General features: G+C 72.5%; 23 protein-coding genes and 3 tRNA genes. 12 read left to right on the top strand and 14 right to left on the bottom strand.

The features are described from left to right. The first annotated feature begins 47 nt into the window (after positions 1 to 47). From HGAM_RS02580 to HGAM_RS02600, 3 genes are all read left to right on the top strand, one after another. The gene (locus HGAM_RS02580; RefSeq protein ID WP_019143909.1) at positions 48 to 1,637 is read left to right on the top strand and encodes an MFS transporter; all 1,590 of its coding nucleotides are present in this window, start codon (positions 48 to 50) and stop codon (positions 1,635 to 1,637) included. 421 nt (positions 1,638 to 2,058) lie between these two features. After that, positions 2,059 to 2,595 (top strand): helix-turn-helix transcriptional regulator, encoded by a 537-nt coding sequence (locus HGAM_RS02590; RefSeq protein WP_172636412.1) that lies wholly within the window; start codon positions 2,059 to 2,061, stop codon positions 2,593 to 2,595. 142 nt (positions 2,596 to 2,737) lie between these two features. Further along, positions 2,738 to 3,574: an alpha/beta hydrolase gene (locus HGAM_RS02600; RefSeq protein WP_019143913.1), complete on the top strand. Its 837-nt coding sequence runs from the start codon at positions 2,738 to 2,740 to the stop codon at positions 3,572 to 3,574. A gap of 62 nt (positions 3,575 to 3,636) precedes the next feature. Here HGAM_RS02600 and HGAM_RS02605 read toward each other — a convergent pair. Further along, positions 3,637 to 3,709 (bottom strand) — tRNA-Arg (locus HGAM_RS02605). Positions 3,710 to 3,766: 57 nt separating this feature from the next. Then, the gene (locus HGAM_RS02610; RefSeq protein ID WP_019143914.1) at positions 3,767 to 4,816 is read right to left on the bottom strand and encodes a LacI family DNA-binding transcriptional regulator; all 1,050 of its coding nucleotides are present in this window, start codon (positions 4,814 to 4,816) and stop codon (positions 3,767 to 3,769) included. Between the two features lie 102 nt (positions 4,817 to 4,918). On the opposite strand from HGAM_RS02610, the gene HGAM_RS02615 reads away from it, so the two are divergent. Together HGAM_RS02615 and HGAM_RS02620 are read left to right on the top strand one after the other, a co-directional pair. After that, on the top strand, positions 4,919 to 5,881 hold the full coding sequence (locus HGAM_RS02615) for a D-cysteine desulfhydrase family protein (RefSeq protein ID WP_019143915.1): 963 nt from the start codon (positions 4,919 to 4,921) through the stop codon (positions 5,879 to 5,881). Positions 5,882 to 5,971: 90 nt separating this feature from the next. Beyond that, positions 5,972 to 6,967: a MerR family transcriptional regulator gene (locus HGAM_RS02620; RefSeq protein WP_019143916.1), complete on the top strand. Its 996-nt coding sequence runs from the start codon at positions 5,972 to 5,974 to the stop codon at positions 6,965 to 6,967. A gap of 66 nt (positions 6,968 to 7,033) precedes the next feature. Here HGAM_RS02620 and HGAM_RS02625 read toward each other — a convergent pair whose 3' ends face one another. Continuing rightward, positions 7,034 to 8,341 carry a UDP-glucose dehydrogenase family protein gene (locus HGAM_RS02625; protein ID WP_019143917.1) on the bottom strand — a complete coding sequence of 436 codons (1,308 nt, stop codon included), beginning with the start codon at positions 8,339 to 8,341 and terminating at the stop codon, positions 7,034 to 7,036. A 42-nt stretch (positions 8,342 to 8,383) separates the two neighbouring features. Continuing rightward, positions 8,384 to 9,244: a glucose-1-phosphate thymidylyltransferase RfbA gene (rfbA, locus tag HGAM_RS02630; RefSeq protein ID WP_019143918.1), complete on the bottom strand. Its 861-nt coding sequence runs from the start codon at positions 9,242 to 9,244 to the stop codon at positions 8,384 to 8,386. Positions 9,245 to 9,295: 51 nt separating this feature from the next. Here rfbA and rfbB point away from each other — a divergent pair, with 51 nt between their 5' ends. Continuing rightward, the gene (gene rfbB, locus HGAM_RS02635) at positions 9,296 to 10,294 is read left to right on the top strand and encodes a dTDP-glucose 4,6-dehydratase (protein ID WP_019143919.1); all 999 of its coding nucleotides are present in this window, start codon (positions 9,296 to 9,298) and stop codon (positions 10,292 to 10,294) included. A 1-nt stretch (position 10,295) separates the two neighbouring features. Further along, positions 10,296 to 11,603 carry a sugar nucleotide-binding protein gene (locus HGAM_RS17345; RefSeq protein ID WP_019143920.1) on the top strand — a complete coding sequence of 436 codons (1,308 nt, stop codon included), beginning with the start codon at positions 10,296 to 10,298 and terminating at the stop codon, positions 11,601 to 11,603. Between the two features lie 6 nt (positions 11,604 to 11,609). On the opposite strand, the gene HGAM_RS17350 is transcribed toward HGAM_RS17345, so the two are convergent. Together HGAM_RS17350 and HGAM_RS20520 are read right to left on the bottom strand one after the other, a co-directional pair. Further along, positions 11,610 to 12,041: an ATP-binding protein gene (locus tag HGAM_RS17350; protein ID WP_019143921.1), complete on the bottom strand. Its 432-nt coding sequence runs from the start codon at positions 12,039 to 12,041 to the stop codon at positions 11,610 to 11,612. 10 nt (positions 12,042 to 12,051) lie between these two features. Next, positions 12,052 to 12,300: a hypothetical protein gene (locus HGAM_RS20520; RefSeq protein ID WP_019143922.1), complete on the bottom strand. Its 249-nt coding sequence runs from the start codon at positions 12,298 to 12,300 to the stop codon at positions 12,052 to 12,054. Between the two features lie 138 nt (positions 12,301 to 12,438). Here HGAM_RS20520 and HGAM_RS19970 point away from each other — a divergent pair, with 138 nt between their 5' ends. The 3 genes from HGAM_RS19970 (at position 12,439) to HGAM_RS20525 (ending at position 13,184) form a co-directional block, all read left to right on the top strand. Further along, positions 12,439 to 12,612, top strand: coding sequence for a CsbD family protein (locus tag HGAM_RS19970; RefSeq protein WP_019143923.1), 174 nt, complete (start codon positions 12,439 to 12,441; stop codon positions 12,610 to 12,612). A 194-nt stretch (positions 12,613 to 12,806) separates the two neighbouring features. Then, positions 12,807 to 12,962 carry a hypothetical protein gene (locus HGAM_RS20225; RefSeq protein WP_019143924.1) on the top strand — a complete coding sequence of 52 codons (156 nt, stop codon included), beginning with the start codon at positions 12,807 to 12,809 and terminating at the stop codon, positions 12,960 to 12,962. A 78-nt stretch (positions 12,963 to 13,040) separates the two neighbouring features. Beyond that, positions 13,041 to 13,184, top strand: coding sequence for a GPGG-motif small membrane protein (locus HGAM_RS20525; RefSeq protein WP_019143925.1), 144 nt, complete (start codon positions 13,041 to 13,043; stop codon positions 13,182 to 13,184). Positions 13,185 to 13,668: 484 nt separating this feature from the next. On the opposite strand, the gene HGAM_RS02670 is transcribed toward HGAM_RS20525, so the two are convergent. The 8 genes from HGAM_RS02670 to HGAM_RS02705 form a co-directional block, all read right to left on the bottom strand. Then, positions 13,669 to 13,755, bottom strand: a tRNA-Ser gene (locus tag HGAM_RS02670). 67 nt (positions 13,756 to 13,822) lie between these two features. Further along, positions 13,823 to 14,278, bottom strand: coding sequence for a hypothetical protein (locus HGAM_RS19975; protein ID WP_020691420.1), 456 nt, complete (start codon positions 14,276 to 14,278; stop codon positions 13,823 to 13,825). A 27-nt stretch (positions 14,279 to 14,305) separates the two neighbouring features. Beyond that, positions 14,306 to 14,396, bottom strand: a tRNA-Ser gene (locus HGAM_RS02680). A gap of 79 nt (positions 14,397 to 14,475) precedes the next feature. After that, positions 14,476 to 16,566 carry a fibronectin type III domain-containing protein gene (locus HGAM_RS17355; RefSeq protein WP_019143926.1) on the bottom strand — a complete coding sequence of 697 codons (2,091 nt, stop codon included), beginning with the start codon at positions 16,564 to 16,566 and terminating at the stop codon, positions 14,476 to 14,478. 142 nt (positions 16,567 to 16,708) lie between these two features. Further along, positions 16,709 to 17,761: a hypothetical protein gene (locus HGAM_RS02690; RefSeq protein ID WP_019143927.1), complete on the bottom strand. Its 1,053-nt coding sequence runs from the start codon at positions 17,759 to 17,761 to the stop codon at positions 16,709 to 16,711. Positions 17,762 to 17,840: 79 nt separating this feature from the next. Next, positions 17,841 to 18,635, bottom strand: coding sequence for a carbon-nitrogen hydrolase family protein (locus HGAM_RS17360; RefSeq protein ID WP_019143928.1), 795 nt, complete (start codon positions 18,633 to 18,635; stop codon positions 17,841 to 17,843). Between the two features lie 48 nt (positions 18,636 to 18,683). Further along, positions 18,684 to 19,643, bottom strand: a complete 960-nt coding sequence (locus HGAM_RS17365) for a phosphatase PAP2 family protein (protein WP_019143929.1) — start codon at positions 19,641 to 19,643, stop codon at positions 18,684 to 18,686. After that, on the bottom strand, positions 19,640 to 21,130 hold the full coding sequence (locus HGAM_RS02705; RefSeq protein ID WP_038951498.1) for a hypothetical protein: 1,491 nt from the start codon (positions 21,128 to 21,130) through the stop codon (positions 19,640 to 19,642). Before HGAM_RS02705 ends, HGAM_RS17365 begins: the two co-directional genes overlap by 4 nt. Before the next feature lie 38 nt (positions 21,131 to 21,168). Here HGAM_RS02705 and HGAM_RS02710 point away from each other — a divergent pair, with 38 nt between their 5' ends. Beyond that, positions 21,169 to 22,143, top strand: coding sequence for an NAD(P)H-quinone oxidoreductase (locus tag HGAM_RS02710; protein ID WP_019143930.1), 975 nt, complete (start codon positions 21,169 to 21,171; stop codon positions 22,141 to 22,143). Positions 22,144 to 22,156: 13 nt separating this feature from the next. Further along, positions 22,157 to 22,687 carry a proteasome activator gene (locus tag HGAM_RS17370; protein ID WP_019143931.1) on the top strand — a complete coding sequence of 177 codons (531 nt, stop codon included), beginning with the start codon at positions 22,157 to 22,159 and terminating at the stop codon, positions 22,685 to 22,687. Positions 22,688 to 22,709: the final 22 nt, after the last annotated feature.

The following is a 22,709-nucleotide window of genomic DNA, read 5'->3' on the forward strand; positions in this document are numbered from 1 at the left end:
CCCTCCGGCACTCCCCCGCGCCGGACTCCAGACCCGAAGGACCCTCCATGACCGACACGACCACGCCTGAGGCCAAGCCCTCGGGCCGAGAGCTCCACCTGGGGTGGGCGCTGCTGCTCATCTCGGTGGCCCAGCTGATGGTGGTGCTCGACGCCTCCATCGCCAACATCGCGCTGCCGTTCATCGGCGCCGACCTGAGCATCGAGCAGGCCAACCTGACCTGGATCGTCACCGGCTACGCGCTCGCCTTCGGCGGGCTGCTGCTGCTCGGCGGCCGCCTCGGCGACCTCTACGGACGCCGCCGGGTCTTCATGATCGGCCTGGCCGTCTTCGCGATCGCCTCGCTGCTCGGCGGCTTCGCGGCCAACGAGGGCCTGCTGCTCGCCGCCCGCGGCCTGCAGGGCCTCGGCGCCGCGCTCGCCTCCCCCGCCGCGCTGGCGCTCATCACCACCACCTTCCCGGCCGGACCGGCGCGCAACCGCGCGTTCGCCGTCTACGCGGCCATGTCGGGCGCCGGTGCGGCCGTCGGCCTCATCCTCGGCGGCTGGCTGACCGGCCTCGACCCGGTGCTCGGCCTCGAGGGCTGGCGCTGGACGTTCCTCATCAACGTCCCGATCGGCCTGCTCGCGGCCGCCGCGGCGCCGCGCTTCCTCAACGAGTCCGAGTCGCACCCCGGCCAGCTGGACGTCCCCGGCGCCATCACCGGCACCCTCGGTCTGCTCGGCCTGGTCTACGGCTTCACCCGCGCCGGCGAGGAGGCCTACGGCTGGGGCGATCCGTGGACGATCGCGTCGCTGACCGCGGGCGTCGCGCTGCTCGCCGTGTTCGCCTTCGTCGAGTCGCGGGTCGCGCACCCGCTGCTGCCCGTCCGCGTGTTCGCCAACCGCACCCGCGCTACGAGCTTCCTGGTCATGATGGTCGTCCCGGCCGCCATGTTCGCGATGTTCTACTTCCTCAGCCTGTTCATCCAGCTGGTGGTGGGCTACAGCCCGCTGCACACCGGCTTCGCGTTCCTGCCGTTCTCGGTGGGCATCGTCATCGGGGCGGGCGTCTCGTCCAACCTGGTGAACCGCATCGACGCACGCTTCATCGCCGGCGTCGGCACGCTCATGGCCGCCGCCGCGCTGTTCGGCTTCTCGCGGCTGGACGTCCCGAACGGGGCGGCCGACCTCATGGCGCTCTCCGACGGCGGCCACCTCGGCGCCGACGTGAACTACTGGGCGTCGATCTTCCCGTTCATCGTCCTGATGTCGGTCGGCATGGGCGCGGTCTTCGTGCCGCTCACCCTGACCGCGGTGCACCACCTGCGCGCCGAGGACTCGGGCATCGGCTCGGGCGTCCTGAACACGATGCAGCAGGTCGGCGGCGCGCTCGGCCTGGCCATCCTCAGCACCGTGGCGCTGCAGGCGTCCGACGGCACCAAGACCGAGCTCATGCGCGACCTCACCGCGCAGGGCCTGCCGGCCGACGCGGCCGGACCGCTGGCCTACCTCGGCTCGTTCACCGAGGGCGCGACGGCGGCCTTCCTGGTCGGCGCCGGACTCATCGCGCTGGGCTCGCTCGCCGTGTGGACGTTCCTGAACGTCAAGCACGAGGAGCTGGCCACGGACGGCCCCGAGGGCGTCCACGTCGGCTGACCCCGGCCCCGCACGACGCCCCGTCCGACCTCGTCGGGCGGGGCGTCGTCATGTCCGGACGACGTCGTCCCACCCGCGTTCGCGGACGCGGGACGCGCGAACCGTAGCCCGCCGCGCCTGACCGGCCCTACCCTGAGGGGCATGCCGGGGTCGGCGGTCGGCACGTGGGACGGCGAGCGCGGACGACAGATCGGACGCGACGCCCCGTTCCTGCGGCCCCGTGAGGTGCCGGGGCACGGCTCGGCGACGGTCACGAGGACCGGTGCGAGCCGGACGTCGGTGAGGAGCTCGGCCCCACGGGACGTGCTGGACCTCGCCCTCGACCCCGGGCGGTCGTCGTGAGTCCTCACTCCCCCACCCCGTTCACGACCCCGGATCCGTTCCCCGCCGCCCACAGCTCGCGGCCGTGGCCCTGGGTGCCTTGAAGCACCTCGCGACCCTCGTCGAGGACCCGTGGACGATCGGCACGTACGCGCGCGCCGCGGCCGTGTCACCCGGGCTCGACACCGGCGAGCGCGAGTCGCGGTTCCTCGAGGCGCTGGGCGCGTTCACGAAGGCGGGCCACGAGCACCTCGAGGTCGCGCTCACCCACCTGCAGTACGGCGAGTGGCTGCGGCGCGAGCGCCACCGCCGGCGCGCGGCCGTCCACCTCCGTGCAGCGCTCGACGTCCTCGCGGCGGCCGGGCACCCGCTCGAGACGAGGGCTCGACGCGAGCTGGCGCTCGCGGAGGACCGTCCGGACGGGTCCGGAGCGACGCTCACGACGCAGGAGCTCGCCGTCGCGCAGCTGGCGGCGACGGGCCACCGCAACGCGGACATCGCCGGTCGACTGTTCGTCAGTCGCCACACGGTCGACTACCACCTGCGCAAGGTGTTCCAGAAGCTCGACGTCAGCAGCCGGCGCGACCTCCCGGCGGCGCTCCGGAGCGCGGACCAGGAAGTCGCGCCGGATCGCTGACGGATCGACTACGCGCCGCACGTGGTCCGGCAGACGGGTCCCCCGTCGCACGCTGGGGTCGTCCCCCGACGACAGGAGAGAGCCATGCCCCTCGAGGAGTCCGCCGACGGCGCCCAGCCCATCGACGAGGCGGTGGCCTGACATGGGCGCCGCGACCGGCCAGCCGGACACCGTCGTCCTCGTCCACGGCCTCTGGATGACGCCCCGCAGCTGGGAGGGGTGGATCGCCCACTACGAGGCGCAGGGCTGCACCGTGCTCGCGCCCGCCTACCCGGGGTTCGACATCGAGGTGGAGGCGCTGCGCGAGAACCCCCAGGTGATCGCCGACCTGACGGTCCCGGAGACCGTCGACCACCTGGCGAAGGTGATCGAGTCCGTCGAGACGCCGCCGATCATCGTCGGGCACTCCTTCGGTGGCACCTTGACCCAGCTGCTCCTGGCCCGCGGTCTCGGGTCGGCCGGCGTGGTGATCGACTCCGCCCCCACCGAGGGCGTGCGCGTGAACCCGCTCTCGCAGGCGAAGTCGCTCTTCCCGGCGCTGAAGAACCCGGCCAACCGACGCCGGGCGGTCGGCTTCACCTCCGAGCAGTTCCACTACGCCTTCACGAACACGCTGACGGCGGAGGAGTCCCGTGCGGTCTGGGAGCGCTACGCGATCGCCGCACCGGGCAGCTGGGTCTGGGAGTACGGCTTGTTCGCGAACTTCAAGCCGGGCCACCAGGCCACCTGGGTCGACTACACGGCCGACCGGGCACCGCTGCTGTTCGTCGCCGGCGAGAAGGACCACATCATGCCGCCGGCGGTGAACCGGTCCAACGCCAAGCACTACCGCAGGTCACCCGCGCTCACCGAGTACCGCGAGCTCCCCGGCCGCGACCACTGGGCGTGCGCCGCGCCGGGATGGCAGGACGTGGCCGACCTCAGCCTGCGCTGGGCGCTCGAGCACGCTCGCACGGACCAGCCGTGGACCGTCGTCTGACCCGCGCCTTCCCGGCAACGACGAAGGGCCCCTCCCGCGCGGGAGGGGCCCTTCGTGTCTTGCGCGCCTGTAGGGATTCGAACCCCAAACCTTCTGATCCGTAGTCAGATGCTCTATCCGTTGAGCTACAGGCGCCCGGCCGCAAAGGCCTCGACGAGTCTAGCGCACGCCCCCGCAGGAGGACGAATCGGGTCAGCCACCCTGCACGGACTCGCGTCGCGCGAGCATCCGGTCGCCGCGGCGGCGGGCCACCGTGGACGTCCGGACGGTCAGGCGCGGGCGGATGATCCGCTCCTTCGGGGTGTCCTTGCCGGCCAGCATCTCCAGCAGCATCGTCAGGCCGAGCGCGGCCTGCTGCGCCGGACGCACGTCGAGCGCCGTGAGCGCGGGGCTGGAGACGGCGGCGGAGATGCCGTCGACGTACTGGGCGACCAGCACGTCGCCGGGCACGGAGCGGCCCGACTCGACGACCGCCTGCACGAGCGCGGCGCCGAAGGTGGGGTGCAGGCCGAGCAGCGCGTGGACGTCCGCGGCGGCGAGCAGGTGGTCGGCCGAAGCCGAGACGTCACCGGCCTCGACCGCGGCGAGCGGGACGCGCTCGACGACGATCTCCTCGCCGGGCAGCGTCCACTGGTCCTGCAGCGCCTGCAGCGACTCCTGCACCGACGCGGTGGGACGCTCCGGGGCCAGGACGCCCAACGAGCGGGCGCCCAGCGAGCGCAGGTGGTCCAGCAGCTGGCGGGCCCCGTCGACCTCGTGCGCGTGCACCGAGTGCGCGTCGGGCACACGGTCGCCGACCGCCACGAAGGGCAGGTTGAGCCGGCGCAGCCCTGCGACGCGCGGGTCGTCGGGCTGCGGCTCGAGCACCAGGACGCCGTCCACCACATGCGGTCCGAGGGTCCCGTCGGTGGGCAGCTGGGGCATGATCGTCAGCGCGTAGCCGGCCTCGACGGCCGCGTGCGCCGCCGCCGTGATGGCCGGGGCGTGCAGGTCGGTGGAGAACACCTGGTCCGACGTCGACGGGGGCATGAGCAGGCCGATCGTCAGCGACTTCCCGCTGACCAGGCGCTGCGCGGCGCGGTTGGGGACATAGCCCAGCTGGTTGGCGACCTCGATGACGCGCTCACGGGTCCGGATGTCCAGACGGCCCTTGTTGTTCATCGCGTGGGAGACGGTCGTGACCGAGACGCCTGCCTCACGAGCGACGTCCCGGATGGTCGGTCGCTTCGACGTCTCGGGCATGGTGCCGCCCAGGATACCGGCACGTTTTGGCACACGGCGAGGTTTTGACCAATCTCACGGCCCTGCGATGCCAAAACCATCCGCGCTCAGTAGCGTGCTGGCATGCAGGACGTCCTCGCCGACCGCCCGTTCGTCGACCTCGGCCGATGGCCCACACCCTTGGAGCCGGTCGACGGCACCTGGATGAAGCGCGACGACCTCTCCGGCCTCGGGCTGGGTGGCAACAAGCTGCGCAAGCTGGAGTTCCTGCTCGGCGCGGCGCTCGCCGCCGGCCAGGACACGGTCGTCACGACCGGCGCCGTGCAGTCCAACCACGCCCGGCTCACCGCGGCCGCCTGCGCCCGCCTCGGCCTGGCCTGCCACCTCGTCCTCGTCGCCACCGTGCCGCGCAGCGACCCGGCGTACCGCGAGAGCGGCAACGTCCTGCTCGACGACCTGTTCGGCGCGACCGTCCACGTGGTGCCCGACCAGGCCACGGCCGACCGTGAGCTCGCCCGGCTGCACGAGGCGCACGGCGACCGGCTGTGCAGCATCCCGCTCGGCGGCAGCGACCGGGTCGGGGCGCTCGGGTACGTCGCCGGCGCACTCGAGCTGGCCGCGCAGCTCGAGGCCGACGCCCCGCACGTGCGCCGGGTCGTCACCGCCACGTCCTCGGGCGGCACCCTGGCCGGGCTCGTCACCGGACTGGCCGCCGCGGGCTGGTCGGGCGAGGTGCACGGCGTCGCCGTGATGGAGGACGTGCCCCCGGCCACCGCCCGCGTCGAGCGGCTCGTGGCCGAGCTCACCGACGACCTGGGCGTGGCGGTCGACCGGGCGGCCTGGACGGTGCACGCCGGGATCGGACCGGGGTACGGCGTGACCGACCCGGCGAGCCTCGACGCGATCCGGCGCCTGGCCGCCGCGAGCGGCATCCTGCTCGACCCGGTCTACACCGCCAAGGCGTACGTCCAGCTCGACCAGGCCGGTCCGCGCACCGAGACCGTGTTCCTGCACACTGGCGGCGTGCCGGCGCTGTTCGCCTACCAGCCCGACCTGGTCGCCGATCCGACGACCGAGGGTGACTAGGCTCCGTCCACAAACTTGCGCACAAGTTGTGCAAAACTTGTCCAGCACGGTCCTCGCGGCCGCGCCGGCGACGAAGCGAGAGGGGAACGCGTGTCCGAGGCACCCGAGTCCGCCGCCCCCACGGACGCCCCCGAGGGCGCAGAACCGGCCCCGGCCGAGTCGTCCGGCGGCCTGGAGTACGCGTGGACGATCGCGACCGTGTCGCAGAAGTTCGGCATCTCCGCCTCCACCCTGCGCACCTGGGAGCGCCGCTACGGCCTGAGCCCGTCGGCCCGCACCGCCGGTGGTCACCGGCGCTACAACGGCGCCGACCTGGACCGCGTGCAGCTCATGCAACAGCTGCTGGACGCCGGCATCGGCGCCCAGGACGCCGCGAAGGTCGTGCTCAGCCTCGACCCGGCCGGTGTCGCGTCCGCGCTCGTCGACGTCGCCCAGCTCGACGCGCCCACCCGCGGGGCCCTCACCCCCGAGCTCGCGACCGAGACCCTGGTCATGGCCGCCGCCCAGCTGAACGTCGACAAGATCGGCCGCACCTGCGCCCAGGTCATCCAGGAGCGCAACGTCGCCGAGGCCTGGCAGGACGTCTTCGGTCCGGCCCTGGAGCAGATCGCTCGCCGCAGCAAGGAGGGCACGCTGCCCCGCGCCGCGCCCCACCTGGCCGCGCAGCAGCTGGCCGTCGAGCTCGGCAGCGCCGTCCGGGCCACCCGCTCGCGCAACGACCGCGCCGGCGCTGTGCTGCTGGCCAGTGCGGGCCGCGACGAGCACTGGCTGCCGATGCTCGCGCTCCAGGCCTCCCTGGCGCAGAGCGGCATCGCCTCCACCACGCTGGGCACGTACGTCCCGCTCGAGGAGGTGGCCGAGACCGTCCGGCTGCTGGAGGCCAAGGCCGTCTTCCTGTGGGCGTCCACCCGGCAGTCGCTGCACCTGGGCCCCTGGCGTCCGCTCTGGAACCTCGACCCGCGTCCGCACGTCGTGCTCGGCGGCCCCGGCTGGGGCGAGCCGGCGCAGCACGAGCTGCCCCGCGGCGTCGACTTCTGCCCGACGCTCGGCGGGGCCGCCTCGCTGGTCCGCGACCACCTGGACTGAGCCCGCACGACGAAGCCCGCCCCTCGCGTCGAGCGAGGGGCGGGCTTCGTCGTCGTGGCGGATGTCCTACTGGCGGCCGAGCGCGCGGTAGGTCCAGCCGGCGTCGCGCCACTCGCTGGGCACCAGGACGTTGCGACCGTCCAGGATGCGGCGGCCGTCGACCAGCTCGCCGATCGCCTTGGGGTCCATCTCGACGAACTGCTTCCACTCGGTGAGCAGCAGCACCAGCTCGGCGCCGTCGACGGCGTCCTCGATGCTGTCGGCGTAGCCGAGCTCGGGCGCCTTCGCCTTGGCGTTGGGCATGGCCTCGGGATCGAACAGCGTGACCCTCGCGCTCTCCTTGCCCAGCTGGATCGCCACGTCGAGCGCCGGCGAGTCGCGGATGTCGTCGCTGTTGGGCTTGAACGCGGCGCCCAGGACGGCGACCTTGCGGTTCGCGACGGAGCCGCCGAGCTCGGCGCGAGCGAGGTCGAGCATGCGCGCACGACGGCGCAGGTTGATCGCGTCGACCTCGCGCAGGAAGGTCAGCGCCTGGTCGACGCCGAGCTCGCCGGCGCGGGCCATGAACGCACGGATGTCCTTGGGCAGGCAGCCGCCGCCGAAGCCGAGGCCGGCGTTGAGGAAGCGACGGCCGATGCGCACGTCGTGACCGATCGCGTCGGCCAGCTGCGTCACGTCGGCGCCGGTGGCCTCGCACAGCTCGGCCATCGCGTTGATGAACGAGATCTTGGTGGCCAGGAACGAGTTGGCCGCGACCTTCACGAGCTGCGCCGTGGCGTAGTCGGTGACCAGGCGCGGGGTGCCCTCGGAGATCGGGGTGGCGTAGACCTCGTCGAGCACCTCGACCGAGCGCTGCCCGGCCTCGCTGGCCGCGACGCCGTAGACCAGGCGGTCGGGGTGCAGGGTGTCCTCGACCGCGAAGCCCTCGCGCAGGAACTCGGGGTTCCAGACCAGCACGGCGCCGGAGCCCTCGAGCTCGGCGGCCAGGCGCTCGGCGGTGCCGACCGGCACGGTCGACTTGCCGGCGACAACGTTGCCCTCGCGCAGGTACGGACGCAGCTCGGTGAACGCGCTGTCCACGTACGTCATGTCGGCGGCGTACTCGCCGGCCTTCTGCGGGGTGCCGACGCAGACGAAGTGGACGTCGGCGCCCTCGACGGCGGACATGTCGGTCGTGAAGGACAGGCGCCCGGTGGCCATCGCCTCGGTGAGCAGCTCGGGCAGGCCCGGCTCGAAGAAGGGAGCCTCTCCGCGGCTCAGCGCCGCCGCCTTGCGCTCGTCGACGTCCACGCCGACGACCTCGTGCCCCAGGCTCGCCATGCACGCGGCGTGCACCGCGCCCAGGTAGCCACAACCGATCACCGAAATCTTCATGGGGGTCAGGCTATCCGAGGCCCCCGAACGACGCGGCCGGGCTCAGCGGAGCAGGCTGAGCAGGTAGTCCCCGTACCCGCTCTTGGCCAGCGCCCGGCCTCGCTCGGCCAGCTCCTCGTCGGTCAGCCAGCCATGCGCGTAGGCGATCTCCTCCGGGCACCCGATCTTGAGGCCTTGACGGTGCTCGATGGTGCGGATGAAGTCGCCGGCGTCCTGCAGCGAGTCGAACGTCCCGGTGTCGAGCCACGCGGTGCCGCGCTCCAAGACCTGCACCTGCAACCGGCCCTGCTCGAGATAGACCCTGTTGAGGTCAGTGATCTCGAGCTCGCCGCGGGGTGACGGCTTCAGCGTGCTCGCCACCTCCACGACGTCCGGACCGTAGAAGTACAAGCCCGGCACGGCGTAGTTGCTACGCGGCTCAGCGGGCTTCTCCTGAAGCGAGATCGCCTTCCCCGACCGGTCGAACTCGACGACGCCGTAAGCCTGTGGGTCGGCGACCTGATAGGCGAAGACGACGCCGCCGTCGATCGCCTGGAACGTGGCGAGATGACTGCCCAGACCGCCGCCGTAGAAGATGTTGTCGCCCAGCACGAGCGCCGCCGACTCGCCCTGCAGGAAGTGCTCGCCCAGCAGGAACGCCTGGGCCAGGCCGTCAGGGCTCTCCTGCACCGTGTAGCTGAGCCGGACCCCCAGCTGCGACCCGTCGCCGAGCAGACGCTCGAACTGATCGCGGTCGTGCGGGGTGGTGATGACCAGGATGTCGCGGATGCCCGCGAGCATGAGCGTCGACAGGGGGTAGTAGATCATCGGCTTGTCGTAGACCGGGACGAGCTGCTTGCTCACGCCGAGGGTGATCGGATGCAGTCGCGAGCCCGTGCCACCGGCCAAGATGATTCCACGCATGCCCTTCACCCTAGGGCGTACTTTCGTGACGTCGCCACTAGTCTGGCGGCCATGCGCAAGCTTCTCGTGACCGGCGGCGCCGGGTTCATCGGCTCCAACTTCGTGCACCACGTCGTAGCCCACACCGATCTGTCTGTGACGGTGCTGGACCTGCTGACCTACGCCGGGAACCGCGCGTCGCTCGCCGGCCTTCCCGAGGACCGGGTCGAACTCGTGGTCGGCGACATCGCGGACGCCGGCCTCGTGGACGACCTGGTGGCCGCCCACGACGCCGTCGTCCACTTCGCCGCCGAGTCGCACAACGACAACTCGCTGCACGACCCCAGCCCGTTCGTGCGCACCAACCTGATCGGTACCTTCACGATCCTGGAGGCGGCCCGCCGGCACGGCACGCGGCTGCACCACGTCTCCACCGACGAGGTCTACGGCGACCTCGAGCTCGACGACCCGCAGCGCTTCACCGAGCAGACGCCGTACAACCCGTCGAGCCCCTACTCGTCCACCAAGGCCGGCTCCGACCTGCTCGTCCGGGCCTGGGTGCGCTCCTTCGGGCTCGAGGCGACGATCAGCAACTGCTCGAACAACTACGGGCCGCGCCAGCACGTGGAGAAGTTCATCCCGCGGCAGGTCACCAACGTCCTGGACGGCGTGCGGCCGCGGCTGTACGGCGCCGGCCAGAACGTCCGCGACTGGATCCACGCCGATGACCACAGCGCCGCGGTGCTCACGATCCTCGAGCGCGGACGGGCCGGCGAGACCTACCTGATCGGCGCCGACGGGGAGAAGAACAACCGCGAGGTCGTCGAGACCATCCTCACGGTGATGGGCCGTCCCGCCGACGACTACGACCTGGTCAAGGACCGGCCCGGGCACGACCTGCGCTACGCGATCGACTCGACGAAGCTGCGCACCGAGCTGGGCTGGGCCCCGCGCTTCACCGACTTCGCCACCGGCCTGGCCGACACGATCGAGTGGTACCGCGCGAACGAGGCCTGGTGGCGGCCGCAGAAGAGCGCTGCCGAGGCCAAGTACGCCGAGCTGGGGCACTGAGATGGGCGACCTCGCGCTGCGCACGACCACGATCCCCGGCCTGCTCGTCCTCGAGCTCCCGGTGCACGGCGACAACCGCGGCTGGTTCAAGGAGAACTGGCAGCGCGAGAAGATGGTCGCCCTCGGGCTGCCGGACTTCGGCCCGGTGCAGAACAACGTCTCCTACAACGAGGCGGCGGGCACGACCCGGGGCATCCACGCCGAGCCCTGGGACAAGCTCGTCTCCGTCGCCACCGGACGCATCTTCGGCGCGTGGGTCGACCTGCGCGAGGGCGACAGCTTCGGCGCCGTCTTCACGACCGAGATCGGCCCGGGCCAGGCGGTGTTCGTGCCGCAGGGCGTCGGCAACGCCTACCAGACGCTCGAGGAGCGCACGGCGTACACGTACCTGGTCAACGACCACTGGAGCCCCGACGCGTCCTACACGTTCCTCAACCTGGCCGACGAGACGGCGGCGATCGACTGGCCGGTGCCGCTCGAGCGGGCGGAGCTGAGCGACAAGGACCGCGCCCACCCCCGCCTGGCCGACGTCCGCCCCGTGCCGCCGCGCCGCACCCTGGTCCTGGGCGCGAACGGGCAGCTCGGCCGCGCCCTCCGGGCGCTGCTGCCCGACGCGGACGCGTGGGGACGCGACGAGTTCGACGTCACCGATCCCGCGGCGTACGAGCGGGTCGACTGGCGTCGGTACGGCACGATCGTCAACGCGTCGGCGTACACGAAGGTCGACGAGGCCGAGACGCCCCAGGGCCGCCGCGACGCGTGGCGGGTCAACGTCCACGCCGTCGTCGAGCTGGCCAAGGTCGCGACACGGCACGGGCTCACGCTCGTCCAGGTGTCCAGCGACTACGTGTTCGACGGCGAGCGCGAGAGCCACCCGGTCGACGAGACGTTCAGCCCGCTGGGCGTCTACGGCCAGACGAAGGCCGCCGGCGACGCGGTCGTGCAGACCGTCCCGCGGCACTACGTGGTGCGCACCAGCTGGGTGGTCGGCGACGGACCCAACTTCGTCGCGACGATGCAGCGGCTCGCCGAGAACGGCGTGGACCCGGCGGTGGTCGACGACCAGGTCGGCCTGCTGACCCACACCTCCGACCTGGCCCGCGAGATCGTCGCGCTCGTGCGCGAGCAGCGGCCCTACGGCACGTACCACGTGACGAGCGGGGGGCAGCCGCGCTCGTGGTTCGAGATCGCCCGCGACGTCTTCGCCGAGGCGGGGCACGACCCGGCGCGCGTCACGCCGACGTCGACGCAGGAGTACGGGCGCGGCAAGCAGCTGGCGCCGCGGCCGCGCTTCAGCACGCTGGAGTAGCGCGGGTCAGAAGGTCAGGTCGGCCACGATGCGCGTGCCGGCGTCCTTCTCGACCCGCCAGGAGTCGGCCACGAAGTTGACGATGTGCAGGCCGCGTCCCGAGAGAGAGACGTCGTTGAGCTGCAGCGGCTCGAGCGTGTCGACCGTGCCGCCGTCGCAGACCGCCACCTGGACGAGCCCGTCGAAGGTGCGCCAGGCGACCTCGAGCGTGCCGTCGGGGCGCGGGGCACCGTGCCGGATGCCGTTGGTCACGAGCTCGCTGACCACGAGCACCGCGTCGTCGATGACCGACTGCGGCACGCCGTGCTCGGCGAGCACCGCCGCGATCTTCGCCCGCGCCTCGCCCGGGCTCGCCGGCTCGAAGGCCAGGGGGAAGGCACCACCCGCCTTCGCGGGCCGGCCGTCCACATAGTCGCCGTGCTGGTTCACGTCCGTCACCACGCGCGCCTCAATCCGTCTCGACCCGGCGGCGGACGCTCTGGACCGCGTCGTACCGACGGGGGCAGTGGACGACGAGGACGACCGAGCCGTCTCCGAGCACCCGGCCGAAGGCCCGGAGGGAGTCGTCCCGGCGGAACTCGCGCAGGAGGCGCTGGGCCTGGGCGGGCTCGAGCCGGAAGCTGAGGCGCGCCCACTGGCTGCGCCGGCGTGGACGCCGCGAAGCGCCACCGGTGGGGACGACGTGGATCGCGCTCATGGGGCGCTCCCTCCTGCTCGGACCTCGTGCGGATTGCCGGTTCGGCACCGCGCGCTAGGCTAAACCTATTCAAAACTTATTCATCGCGCAACGGGAGCGCATCACGGTCTTCCGGGCGCACGACAGAAGGAGAGCGTCATGGGTTTCGACGACAAGCTGAAGAACACGGCCGAGGACCTGTCGGGCAAGACCAAGGAGCACACCGGCAAGGCCACCGACGACCCGGAGCTGGAGGCCGAGGGCAAGACCGACCAGACCAAGTCGGACCTCAAGCAGGCCGGCGAGAAGGTCAAGGACGCCTTCAAGCACTGATCCACCTAGTTCCAACGGGTCATTTTCGACCTGACTGCTGGCGGGGACACCACGTCCCCGCCTACAGTCGTCCTTGGCTGAGCCGCCGCGCGTACCCCCCGAACGCGCGGCGGCTCGCTGCATGTCCGGGGCCTTTCCACCGGCGTCCCCGACGCCCGTGCGCCGCCGTCGGACCCGTGCGGTGGAATGGATCCGTGACCACCCGCACCGAGCTCTTCGACCCCGACGGCCCGCGACCGCTGCACGAGCTGCTGGACGCGATGGCCGCCGCCGGCTGGCGGCTCGACGGGCCCGGCGAGGCCGTCGAGCACGACGGCCGCAGCCTCGTGCAGTACCGCTTCGTCCGCTAGCCGGCATCGCTCGACGTGCGCGACCGGTCCGGTGGTGCCATCGTCGTGCCGTCCTAGTCCGGAGGAAGGAAGTGCACCATGAGCACCCTGCTGTGGATCCTTGCCGTCATCCTGGTCGTGGCGGGCGTCTTCGCCCTGCTGCGCCGCGAAATCCTGTGGGGAATCGTGCTGATCGTCGTCGGTCTGCTCGTCGGCCCCGGCGGAGTCAGCATCTTCACGTAAGCACCGCTGGACGCACGAGAGCCCCTCACCGATGGTGAGGGGCTCTCCGCGTTCCGGGACGGACGCGATCGCTGAGGCGGACACGCTCCCTGAGCTGGACCCGCTCCCTGAGCCTGTCGAAGGGACGCGTGCCCGCGCCATCGGCGGGCGAGCCTTGCTCCAGGCCTGAGTGCAGTGCTTCCGCGACCAGCTCACCAGCCCGCCTCGGAGCGAGCTCCGCCCTCAAAGCACGCGGGCCGCCTCAAGCGGCGGGCGGCTGGGCTCCTCGCCTTGGGTGCAGTGCTTCCGGCGCCAGCCTGACCGCTCGCCTCGGAGCGAGCTCCGCCCTGGTACAGACGCGAAGGGACCAGCCGCCTTGGGCGGATGGTCCCTCCGGTCTTGCTTCTTGCGTTTGCGGCGGCGCGGGCTCCGCCCTGGTACAGACACGAAGGGACCAGCCGCCTTGGGCGGATGGTCCCTCCGGTCTTGCTTCTTGCGTTTGCGGCGGAGATGGCGGGATTTGAACCCGCGAGAGGTTTCAACCTCAACCCGCTTAGCAGGCGGGCGCACTAGGCCACTATGCGACATCTCCACGTCGCCGCGGACGGCAACCAGGTCAGGCTACTAAACCCGCCCGCCGCGCGACGAATCGGGGCCGCTCACTCGAGCGTGCGGTAGCCGTTCGCGCTGTTCATCCGGGCGTGGACCTCGCGGATCAGCTCGTCCGCACGGTCCCCGACGGCGCTCAGCGCGATGTACGGCGTGCCGCCCGCCGTGAGCGTCAGCTGCAGCCGGCGCGGGCCGCCCTCGTTGGCGTACTCGACCGTCTCCACGTCGCTCCACAGCACCCGCAGCTCGCCCTGGCCGCCGCGACCGGCCCGGATGCCGCGCTCGTCGAGCCGCGCGACCACCGGCGGACGCAGCAGGACGCGCACGCCGTCGAGCACGGCCAGGACGGTGACGCCGAGCAGCGCCCAGCCGGCGATCCGCACCCAGGAGGTGTCGACACCCAGGGCGAGGACGCCGGCGAAGGCGGTGACCGCCGCGGCGATGAGGTGGAAGCCGAACGCGCGCAGCGCGTACGGGCGGGCGAGGCGGTAGGTCGTGCTGGACACGCGGGTCCTTCGCTGGTCGGTGGTCGGTGGCAGAGGGGGCGGGATTCGAACCCGCGGCTGGCTCGTCACCAGCGACCGCTTTCAAGGCGGTTCCGATCGGCCACTCCGGCACCCCTCCTCGGCCCGAGGGCCGTGGCCAGGGTACCGGGACGCACGACGGCCCCCGCCCGGCCGGGCGGGGGCCGTCGTGATCGGGCCTAGCGGCGGACCTTCACCGTCTTGCGGGCGGACGAGTCGGCGTGGACCGTGCCGGCCGCGTCGAGCGAGACCGTGACCTTCACCTGGCCGGACGCCTTCCGCGACAGCCGCGGCAGGGTCACCCGGATCGTCCGGCCGGCCTTCACCGTCACGACCTTGGTGAGCGTCGTGCGGCCCTGCTTGACCTTGACCGTCACGGTGCCGGCCACGCTCGGGCGGACCGAGACCTTGACCGCCTTGCCGCGCTTCGCGGTGACCGAGCCGATCTTCACCGAGGACGCCCGCTGGACGACCCTGACCGCGACCGCGCGCGAGACGGTGCTCCGGGTGCCCGCGGCGACGACCACGCGGTAGCGGCGGGCGTTCTCGGCCGGCGTGACGCGCGTCAGGTCGAGCGAGGCGCTGCGCTTCCCGGCCAGGTTCGTCCACGCACCGTTGCCGGAGCGACGCTGCCACTGGTAGGTCAGCGGCTTGGCCGCGGTGGCGGACACCGTGAGGCGCACGGTGTCGCCGGCGGTCGCGCGGACGTCCTTCGGCTGCCCGGCGATGACCGGCGCGGCGTCGGGTGCCGGGGGCTCCTCGAGCACGGGCGGCTTCACGCCGTCCTCGACCACGGCCTTCTTGCCGGCGTCGGTCTTGTGGACGGTGAAGCGGTCCCACAGGTCGCCGACCTGGTAGGGCGTGTCGAGCTTCTTGCCGCCCTTGAACCACTCCGCCGACGGGGTCACCTCGGCGATGTAGGACGAGTAGGTCAGCGTGTCCTCGGTGACGTCGACGACCTGGTAGGTCGTGAAGTCCTCACCCTTCTGCACCTGCGTCGCGCCGTTGTTCGTCCAGACGTTCTTCTCGTCGGTCTCCAGGTCGTAGTGCTTGGCACCGGAGTTGCTGACGATGTAGACCGGCCCGGACGTCACGCCCGGCGTGCTCGTCGCGGTGGTGCTCTTGAAGCCGCGCGAGTAGACGTGGTCGTGACCCATCTGCACCAGGTCGATGTCGTGCTTCTCGAACACCGGCACCCAGTACTCGCGCAGGATCGGCTCGTCGCGGCCCTCCGAGCCCGAGTACACGGGCTGGTGGAAGGTGACGACGTTCCACTTCGAGGGGCTCTCGGTCAGCACGTGGTCCAGCCACGCGGCCTGGTACTGCGTCCACAGCGCCGAGACCTTCGTGCTGGGACAGTCCGCCGCCGCGCACGCGGGCAGCGCGTCGGGCGTCAGGAAGGTGGTGTCGCGCGTCGCGTTCACGGTGATGAAGCGGACGCCCTGGTAGTCGGAGAAGTAGACCGTCTCGGCGGCGAACTCGCTCCAGTGGTCGAAGTACGCGCGGTACTGCTGCGCCACCTCGGAGTCGCCCTCGGCGAGCTTCGCCATCTCGCCGATGGTCGAGTCGCCCGGGTTGTTGGCCGGGTACTCGAAGTGGGCCTTCCACGCGGTCATCAGCTTGTCGCCGGAGTACTCGTGGTTGCCGGGCGCGGCGAAGACGTTCGTGGTCGCGGCGGGCGTCTTCATGCCCTTGAACCAGTTCTGCCACTGCACGTCGTTGCCGGCGTTGTCGATCAGGTCGCCGGCGTGCACCGAGCCGATCGAGTCGGGCGCCTTGGCCTGGGCCTGGCGCACGACCTCGGGCCAGGTGGTGTCCAGGCCGATCTGGGCGTCGCCGTAGTAGACGTACGAGAACTCCTTCTCGTCCGGGTCGGCGGTGCCGAAGGTGGCCCAGTCGCTCCAGGCGCCGTCGGTCGCGACGCGGTAGGTGTAGTCGGTGCCCGGCTTCAGGCCCGAGACCACGGTCGAGAAGTGCGGGAAGTCGTTGCTGATGCTCTTGGGCTGCAGGTAGGCCTTCACGACGCGGACCGAGCCACCGGCGGCCGGCTTGATCTCGACCTTCGCGGTCGCGTCGTCGTTCTCGGCCCCCTGGAAGGTGATGGCCTGGCTCGTCTCGGGCGTCTCGGTGGGCGTCAGGATCACGCGGGTCGGCTGGAGCGGGTCGTCGGCCATGGCCCCGGACGGCAGCGTCAGGATCCCCCCGGCCAGCACGGCGGCCAGACCGGCGACGGCCGGCCTGCGGGCACCGCGCAGCATGCGGACGTTCAATGTCGTTCCTTCCTCGCAGTCGTGGCGGCGATGGCCGCCACGACGACTCAAGCGAGGCGGGGTGACCGCACGCCCGTCGGGCGAGGAGGTGGAGGTGAACAGCGTCCCAACACTCCACCGGAGGGCTCGGCGAGGACTGGGCTCAGCGCAGCGGGTCGTGCCGCGGCGGCTCGACGCGCGAGGGACGCTCGATGGCGCGGTTGCGGCGGGCCGAGCGGTCGCGCATGGCGATGCGGCGGGCGATGAGGCCGACGGCAAGGCCCAGCACGATCGAGTAGAGCGTGGAGAGGCCGACGTAGCTCGGGTAGGCGTTGGGGTCGACCAGCGAGGTGGTCATGACGCCCGTGCCGATCACGGCGAAGACGAGGATCCACCAGCCCTCGCGGTGGCGCGAGCGCACCGACGTGCCGACCACCAGGGCGGGCAGGCCGATGAGCACCTCCACCGGCCGGGGCACGCCGCCGACCGTCTCGCGCAGCCAGGTGACCGTGGACGTGAACGCGTCCACCACCGTCTCCGAGCCGTGCGTGCGCACGAAGGAGCTGTAGGCGAGCAGGACGATCAGCAGCACGGCGACACCCACGAGCACGGTGACGCCCTGACGGCTCATCCCGTGCAGGCCGGCGCCGAGGCTCCACACGACGGCGATCGCGAGCGCCAGCGAGGTGCCGAGCACGAGCAGGTTGAAGCGTTGGTACCCGACCGGGGCGTTCCAGGCGGCCACACCGACGGTGCCGGACAGGGCCACGGCGATCGCGACGGAGTACTCGCGCACCACCTGCCCGAGGGTGCGGGCCGGACGCGTCAGCAGCACCGACGCCACCGTGGCGACGACCGCCGTCACGCCGGCCGCCGCGGTGATGGTCACGTTGCGCTCCATCACCACCGCCGCCAGGGCCAGCAGTCCGGCGAGACTGACCCAGATGCGCAGGTAGCCGCCGACCCGGTGCGTGAGCATCGTCGCCAGCACCACCAGCAGGACGCCGGCCGCCGGCCGCTCGACCCACGCGGGAGCGCCGACCGCGACGACGGATGTGGCCGCCAGCGCCGTCGACGCCAGCCACAGGACGATGACGACGACGCGGGCCCAGCGGCCCAGCTCGGGCCGCAGGCGCGGCTGACGGGTGGGCAGGTCGTAGGCGGGGGTCGCGGGCGCGTCGAGCCGACGACGCCCGCCCTGGGCGGTTGCGCTCACGGGCGGACCTCCGTGATGAAGGACGTACGGTACGGACGCCCGCCCGCGAGGGCCCGGACGGTTCGCTCGCTGCGCTCGCTCACCGGCGGACCTCCGTGCGGCCCATGCGCCGGTTGGCCAGGGACGGGTTGGTGGCCCGCACCTCGCGCAGAGCCTCGGGGTCGAGGTCGGCGGTCAGCACCGCGGGCTCGTCACCGGCCTCGGCCAGCACCGCACCGGACGCGTCGAGCACCATCGAGTGCCCGGTGTAGCCGCGTCCGCACTGGGCCGCGGCGACGACGCCGACGGTGTTCTCGATCGCGCGGGCGGCGAGCAGGGTGCGCCAGTGCTCGAGCTTGCGGTCGCCGGCGAGCCACGCGGCCGGGACGGCCAGCGCCTCGGCGCCGCGGTCGACCAGGGCCCGCGCGAGCTCGGGGAAGCGCAGGTCGTAGCAGGTCATGAGCCCCAGCAGCTCGTCGCCGACCGGCACCGTGACGGGCTCCAGGTCACCGGCCGCGAGCCGCTCGGACTCGCGGTAGCCGAAGGAGTCGTAGAGGTGGATCTTGCGGTACGTCGCGACCAGGTCGCCGTCCGGCCCGGCGGCCACCAGCGTGTTGAACGGCAGGTCGTCCGTCGCCTCGAACATGCCGGCGACGACCGTCGTGCCGAGCCGGCGCGCGTGGGTCAGGAGCAGGTCGACGAAGGGGCCGTCGAGCGGCTCGGCGAGCGGCCGCAGGTCGGTGTCCTGGCGGCCGAAGTCGGCCATCGTCGCCTCCGGCAGGAGCACCACGTCGGGACGCTGCGCGGGGTCGACGGTGCCGAGCACCCGCTCGACGGCCGCACGGTTCGCGGCGGCGTCGAGGGACGCGGAGAGCTGGACGACGACAGGACGCACCCGTCGATTCTGGCAGGTACGACCCAGCCCTGCGACGTCCCGTGCGGATCAGGCCGCGTCGCGGCGTGCCTCCCAGCGGCCGACACCCACCATCACCAGGGCGGCCAGCGCCCACCCGGCGAGGATGTCGATCACGTAGTGCTCGGCGTAGTAGACGAGCGCGAGCGCCATGACGAGCGGGTAGAGCAGCACCGTCCAGCGCCACGGACTGCTCAGCCGGTGGACCGTCCACAGCGCGACGAGCATCGCGATGCCTCCGTGCAGCGACGGCATCGCCGCGACGGGGTTGCCGACCGAGGCGAGCACGACGTGGAAGCCGCCCAGGCCGACGTCCTCCCAGCCGCGGCCGGTCAGCCGCGGGAGGCTCTCGGCGATGTAGCCCTCCTTCGACGCCAGCCACGGCGGGGCCATCGGGTACAGGACGTAGACGACCAGGCCGGCCAGGTTCATCGTCAGGTAGCGGGTGAGCCAGGCGACCCAGTCCGCCCGGTTGCGCACCCACAGCACGAGCGCCAGGCCGAGCCCGACGACGAAGTGGCTGTAGTAGACGGTCGTGAGCAGCACGTCGTACCACGACGGCGCGAAGGAGCGCAGGCACGGATCGCCGCACAGGGCGTCCTGCAGGTACTGGGTCGGCAGCTCGTTCCCGCCGGTGAGCCAGCGGTCGACGTGGATCGGCATCGTCCAGTGCACGGGGACGCCGATCAGCTCGTCGCTCAGCCCCCGGCTGTAGAGGTAGGCCACGAGCACGGCGAAGGCCGGCCACCAGTCCTTCACGAACGCGAGGTGGACGCGCGCCGGCGCGCCGAAGCGCCAGGCGATCACGGCCAGCCACATCCAGGCGAACATCTGGAACGGGTCGGTCGGCACGCCGACGGTGACGATCCAGGCTCCGAGCGCGAGCGCGTAGACGGCGACCGCGAGCGGCCACCAGCGCGAGCGCGGAGCCCGTTGGACGACGCCCGCCGGGGTCTCGTCCGCCTCGCGGCCCGGCCGCTGGTCGGTCATCGGCAGGCCTTCGCGTCCGGGGCGGCCCGGTCGACGCGCCGGTCGAGCCACAGCTCGCGTCCGCACACCGAGCCGACCGGGCGGTAGCGGCGCTCGACGACGGCCTCGAGCCGGGTCGCGTCCACGCCCCAGTCGTCGAAGCCGCTCCAGTCGACGAGCCACGTGGGGGCGTCGGCGCCCTCGAGCGTGTCGGCCAGCTGGTCGAGGTCGGGGTCGAGGGCCCGCACCGGCAGGCTCCACAGATAGGGGTAGGGGCTCTCCATGCCGGCGCTGAGCAGCACGTTCGGCTGCCCGTAGGCGACGACGGCCGTGTCGCCCGCGTGCGCGACGCTCTCCAGGGCGCGGCCGACGACCTGGGCCTCCAGGCCGTCCCGGTCCGGCGCGACCACCGCGTGGACGACGGTCACGCAGGTCGCCAGCACGAGCGCGCCGGCCGCGGCGCGACGCCAGGCCTGCGGGACGGCGACGGCGGCGAGTCCCGCGCCGAGGGCCGCGGTCGGGACGAGCGCGATCAGGTAGTGCGCCCAGTAGCTGCCGCCGAACAGCGCCACCGAGGTGGCGGCGAGCAGCGCGGCGGCCACGCCGAGCACGACCGGGTCGCGGCGGCGGGCGCCCAGCACCAGCGTCGCCACGGTCAGCACCGACAAGCCGCTCACCAGCCAGGTGGCCACGAGCACGACCAGCCGCTCGCCCGTCGCGTCCGAGGCGGACGTCCGGATGGTCTCCCCCGCCTCGACCCGGAACCAGACGACAGCGTCGAACAGCGCCGTCGGACCGGCGCCGCGGGCCGCGGCCAGGGCGAGCAGCACGGCCAGCGTCAGCACCACGCCGCCGGTCACCCCAGCGGCCACGACGACCAGCTCGCGACGCGGACGGCGTCCCCGCCAGGCGAGCGTGGCCAGCGCGACGACGACGAACACGGCCGCGTCGACGGTCGACTGCTTCACCGCGACGGCCAGGGTCGCCAGGGCCCCGGCCAGCGCGGCCAGCCACCAGCGTCCGCCCCGGCGGACGACGAGCACGGTGGCCAGCACGGCACCGGCGGCGAACGGGGCCGCGAGGATCTCGCCGTTCACCCGCACGGTGCCCAGCCACGGCTGGGCGGTGAGCAGGGCGGCGGCGCCGGCCGCCCAGGCCGCCGCGCGGGGCCCGGCGGCCACGTGGGCCGCAGCCCCGACGAGCACGACGACGGCGGCCGCGGCCACGCAGCCGAGCAGGCGGAGGGTCGTGAGGTCGCCCGCCGCCTCGTAGATCCAGACGAGCAGGGGCGGGCGGTCCACCCAGTAGCGGCCGTAGAGCTGGTCGCCGTCGCTCCAGCCGGCACCGACCATCAGGTAACCGGCCTCGTCGCGGCCGGGCCGGGCGCCCAGGAACGGGAGCCGCAGCAGCACGGCGAGCAGCGCGAGCAGGCCGACGGCCAGGGCGGCGTTCGGGCCCGGTGACGTGAGGGTCCTGCCCGGACGGGGGGCGGGGGGCGTGGACGTCACCCCCAGAACCTATCGCCCGTCACCCGTACGGTGGAGGCATGCGTGCCGTCCACGTCCCTGTGCCCGGTGGTCCCGACGCCCTCGTCGTCGCCGACCTGCCCGCCCCCGTGCCCGCCCCCGGCGAGGTGCTGATCGACGTCGTGGCGTCCGCGGTCAACCGCGCCGACGTGCTGCAGCGCCAGGGCTTCTACGACCCGCCGGCCGGCGCCACCCGCGTGCTCGGCCTGGAGTGCTCGGGCCGCGTCGCGGCGCTGGGCGAGGGCGTCGAGGGCCTCGAGGTCGGCCAGGAGGTGTGCGCGCTGCTCTCCGGCGGCGGCTACGCCGAGCAGGTCGCCGTGCCCGCCGGACAGGTGGCGCCGGTGCCCGACGGCGTCGGACTCGTCACCGCCGGCGGCCTGATGGAGGTCTTCTGCACGGTGTGGTCGAACGTCTTCATGACCGCGGGCCTGCGCGAGGGCGAGACGCTGCTCGTCCACGGCGGCTCCAGCGGCATCGGCACGTGCGCGATCCAGGTCGCGAAGGCGCTCGGCGCGCGCGTGGCGGTCACCGCCGGCACGGCCGAGAAGCTGGAGGCGTGCCGCGCCCTCGGGGCGGACGTGCTGATCAACTACCGAGAGCAGGACTTCGTCGAGGTGCTGCAGGACGCAGGAGCCCGACCCGACGTCATCCTCGACAACATGGGCGCCAAGTACCTCGACCGCAACGTCCGGGCGCTGGCCACCGGCGGCCGGCTGGTCGTCATCGGCATGCAGGGCGGCACGAGGGCCGAGCTCGACCTGGGCCTGCTGCTGTCCAAGCGCGCCTCCGTCACGGCGACGTCGCTGCGCGCCCGGCCGGCCGACGAGAAGGCCACGATCGTGGCCGAGACCGTCGAGCACGTCTGGCCGCTGCTCGAGAGCGGCGCCGTGCAGCCGGTCGTGCACGCCACGCTCGACCTCGACGACGTCCAGGAGGCGCACCGCCTGCTGGAGGAGTCCTCGCACGTCGGCAAGGTGCTGCTTCGCGTGCGCTGACTACCCTGGACGCATGCCCGAAGAGTTCCAGGTCATCGGACCGGACGGTCGCCCCGTCACCGTGCAGGCCGAGGTCGCGCAGGGCGGTGAGCAGGCGCCGACGGCGCCCGGGCCCGCCGACCTCGTCGAGCAGCCTGCGAAGGTCATGCGCATCGGCGGCATGATCCGTCAGCTGCTCGAGGAGGTGAAGTCCGCGCCCCTCGACGAGGCCAGCCGCACGCGGCTGCGCGAGATCTACGAGCAGTCCATCACCGAGCTCAAGGACGGCCTCGCGCCCGAGCTGGTCGAGGAGCTCGAGCGCCTGAGCCTGCCGTTCGGCGCCGAGGCGCCCAGCGACGCGGAGCTGCGCATCGCCCAGGCCCAGCTGGTCGGCTGGCTCGAGGGCCTGTTCCACGGCATCCAGGCCGCGTTCTACGCCCAGCAGGTCGCCGCGCAGCAGCAGCTGCAGAACATCCGCCTGGCGCTGCCGGGGCCAAACGGTGGCAAAGAGGGCGAAACGAGAAATATCGACGCGGACGGTGTCACCGGAGGCATGTACCTGTAACGTACGTCACAGTTCCACCCTC

Source organism: Aeromicrobium massiliense JC14 (assembly GCF_000312105.1).
In the GTDB taxonomy this organism is placed as follows: Bacteria; Actinomycetota; Actinomycetes; order Propionibacteriales; family Nocardioidaceae; genus Aeromicrobium; species Aeromicrobium massiliense.

Excerpts from the sequence above, each read along its gene's own strand:
- HGAM_RS02580 (WP_019143909.1), top strand. The coding sequence starts at position 48 with ATGACCGACACGACCACGCCTGAGGCCAAGCCCTCGGGCCGAGAGCTC.
- HGAM_RS02600 (WP_019143913.1), top strand. The coding sequence starts at position 2,738 with ATGGGCGCCGCGACCGGCCAGCCGGACACCGTCGTCCTCGTCCACGGC.
- HGAM_RS02610 (WP_019143914.1), bottom strand. The coding sequence starts at position 4,816 with ATGCCCGAGACGTCGAAGCGACCGACCATCCGGGACGTCGCTCGTGAG.
- HGAM_RS02615 (WP_019143915.1), top strand. The coding sequence starts at position 4,919 with ATGCAGGACGTCCTCGCCGACCGCCCGTTCGTCGACCTCGGCCGATGG.
- HGAM_RS02625 (WP_019143917.1), bottom strand. The coding sequence starts at position 8,341 with ATGAAGATTTCGGTGATCGGTTGTGGCTACCTGGGCGCGGTGCACGCC.
- rfbA (WP_019143918.1), bottom strand. The coding sequence starts at position 9,244 with ATGCGTGGAATCATCTTGGCCGGTGGCACGGGCTCGCGACTGCATCCG.
- rfbB (WP_019143919.1), top strand. The coding sequence starts at position 9,296 with ATGCGCAAGCTTCTCGTGACCGGCGGCGCCGGGTTCATCGGCTCCAAC.
- HGAM_RS17345 (WP_019143920.1), top strand. The coding sequence starts at position 10,296 with ATGGGCGACCTCGCGCTGCGCACGACCACGATCCCCGGCCTGCTCGTC.
- HGAM_RS20520 (WP_019143922.1), bottom strand. The coding sequence starts at position 12,300 with ATGAGCGCGATCCACGTCGTCCCCACCGGTGGCGCTTCGCGGCGTCCA.
- HGAM_RS19970 (WP_019143923.1), top strand. The coding sequence starts at position 12,439 with ATGGGTTTCGACGACAAGCTGAAGAACACGGCCGAGGACCTGTCGGGC.
- HGAM_RS20525 (WP_019143925.1), top strand. The coding sequence starts at position 13,041 with ATGAGCACCCTGCTGTGGATCCTTGCCGTCATCCTGGTCGTGGCGGGC.
- HGAM_RS17365 (WP_019143929.1), bottom strand. The coding sequence starts at position 19,643 with ATGACCGACCAGCGGCCGGGCCGCGAGGCGGACGAGACCCCGGCGGGC.
- HGAM_RS02710 (WP_019143930.1), top strand. The coding sequence starts at position 21,169 with ATGCGTGCCGTCCACGTCCCTGTGCCCGGTGGTCCCGACGCCCTCGTC.
- HGAM_RS17370 (WP_019143931.1), top strand. The coding sequence starts at position 22,157 with ATGCCCGAAGAGTTCCAGGTCATCGGACCGGACGGTCGCCCCGTCACC.